The following is a 2709-nucleotide window of genomic DNA, read 5'->3' as shown; positions in this document are numbered from 1 at the left end:
CACAGAAACTGCATGAAAAATTTTGAGCATCTCTCCCACAAAATCAACACCCTACCTCAAACCCTTATTCCTCCGTGTCACGCCACTTGACGCCAGTCCACTCAAGTCGGGAAACCCGCTCACGCTGCTGGCTCCTTTATGCCGGAGAACCCGTCCACCGCAGTGATTCCTCTGCGTCTCTGTGGTATGCCTCCGCTCCGCGAACGATATTATATTCTGTAATTTGTGCGTAAGTCCTAGTAAATACAGCAGAAATCAATACAAAAATTAAGATACATTTGTCCTGTATCTCATTTAGGATTTGATGATTGATGAAATGCCTCCGGAAGATGTATATGCTTTAACCTGCAACCTGATTTAAATCTTGAATAACTGCTGCGGCTGATTGATAGCGATCGCTAAAATTATAACGTACCATTTTGTCTAATATTTCGGCTAATTCATCACTGATTTGTGCTGTTTGTCGCCACATAACATTGCCTGTTTCTGAATTTAATTGAAGTTCTTGCGGTGGTATTCCCGTAATAGCTTGGATGCCTATCATTCCCAAAGCATAAATATCACTAGACAAGCGGGGATGACCAGCAAATTGCTCTGGTGGTGCATAACCACGTGTACCAATAGCGACTGTTGCCAATTCTGTTTCTTCGCTAGTCGGCGGTTGGATTAATTTAACTGCACCAAAATCAATTAATACTAGTCGATTATCTTCAGCACATCTAATAATATTAGTTGGTTTCAGATCACGATGAATGACTCGATGTTCATGCACAAATACCAGAACTTCTAAAATTCCTTTGAGCATATCTATGACACCAGATTCATTCTTGACAATCTCCCCAGGAGGCAATTCTTCATTCAGAGTATGTCCAGAAATGTATTCTTGGACTAAATAAAATTCTTCATTAACTTCAAAATAAGCTAGCAATTCAGGAATTTGTTGATGTTTTCCTAACACTTCTAAAATTTCCGCTTCAGTTTTAAATAACCTGCGAGCAACTGACAAAAATCTTGTATCCCGACGTGCTGGCATTAACTGTTTAACTACACAAATTGGATGCCCTGGACGCTGAGTATCTTTTGCTAAATAAGTCCGACCAAATCCCCCTGCACCCAGCACTTTAGATATTTGGTAACGTCCACCCAATAGCAAATCCCCAGTTATTTTTCCTGGGGTTGTGGTTGTAGGTGCAGTATGAAAATGTACATCATAAATTGCTGTAGTTGTAGTATCCTTTAAGAGAATATTTAACTGTTCAATTGCTTCTTGTTGTTGTTCAACTTGTAACAGAATTACCCGCGTTTGCTGCTGAGTTTGGTAGGTAGTGTAAATTACCGTACCCAAACCACTCATCACTAAAGCGATCGCCGGGGGAATCAGGGGTATCCAACCAGCTTGGAGAAATAATACACCAGTGCAGATGACCACCAAGCCGCCTAAGGTTGTACCTCCCACTACTAGCAATAACAAAGGATGTCGTAATCGCCAGCCTAAAAAACTACCAACAATTGACCAACCAAATAACCACAAAATTTCCCCCCCCTCAGTCCAGTACCAAATTAAAGGTCTACCATCTAGAACTGTACTGATAATCTGACTGGCTATCTGTGCATGGATGAATACAGATTGTGTTCTGCTTGGTTGGTCAGGTGCAGCGCTATAAGGTGTATATAATCCCGTATGAAGACTAGCAGCAGTTGTGCCAATAATAACTAACTTATCTTTTACCCAATCAGGTTGAAGTTGACCATTGAGAACTTGTGTCAGAGTTACTTGCTGTGCAAAATTATCAGGATGGCGGTAATTCAATAATAGTTGGTAACCTGCGGCATCCAATCTTTTATAGCTACCAGAATTAGCTTTGAGAGTAGGAAAGTGAGTGTTACCTATTGCGAAATTATGTTCATCAGTAAAATCTAATTTAAAACCCGCTTTTTCTAGATAATTAATGGCTAATAAAGCCGCAAATGAAAAGGAAGTTTTACATTGACTGTCTTGGGAAGTGGCAAATAATAAACTGCGGCGAATAATTTGCTCTGCTTCGTGATCAGAAATTAAATCGTTGAAACCAATATTTTCGATTGGTAAATTCGCTGGCGGGGGAATTTCTTCTCTGCCTATACTGCTGAATAAGCATGTACCAATGATATTATCTTGACTTTGCAGGTTCTCCGCTAAATAAAAATTTAAACCAATGACACGAGGTTGATAAGATTCTAGTTTGACTAACAGTTGATTGATTGTGGCATCCGACAAGGGCCATTTTTGTTGTGCTAGATCTGCTTCAGTAATTGTCACTAATAAGATGCGAGGATCGAGTGGTTCAACCGGACGCGATCGCAGCATTGTGTCATAAGCTTTTAATTCCTCAGACTGTAACCACTTGAGTTCTCTAACGCCCCATACCAAGGCTGTAACTCCCAGGCTGGTAACTAAAATCACTTGTAACCAGTTCTTATGGGGAGCAGGATCACGGTAAATCTTGTCTTTGGCAAACGCGGTTCGGAGTCGTTCTAATATTCCATTAATCACGGTGTTGCGGCAATAGCCTAAGTTTAGTAGATGTTGCCCACCCGGAACGAAAGTACCGGAATCAGGGATAAAAGCTAATTAGCTCATTGAACTTGATCTAATTTAGCAATTCCCAGATGATTCTAGTAGTCTGTCAAAAATTAATTGACGGATAAAGGCGCTTCAGTTTAATCCGG

The 2709-nt window shown here is 40.6% G+C and carries 1 protein-coding gene; it reads right to left on the bottom strand.

The window, feature by feature from the left end:
* Positions 1-340: 340 nt before the first annotated feature.
* The gene (locus ACM0OS_RS28680) at positions 341-2533 is read right to left on the bottom strand and encodes a CHASE2 domain-containing protein (RefSeq protein WP_414546574.1); all 2193 of its coding nucleotides are present in this window, start codon (positions 2531-2533) and stop codon (positions 341-343) included.
* Positions 2534-2709: the final 176 nt, after the last annotated feature.

Source organism: Nostoc sp. CCY0012 (assembly GCF_963920855.1).
Taxonomy (GTDB): domain Bacteria; phylum Cyanobacteriota; class Cyanobacteriia; order Cyanobacteriales; family Nostocaceae; genus Cyanocohniella.
Note: the sequence above shows the minus strand (reverse complement) of the source record. Positions and strands in the feature narration are given on the sequence as shown.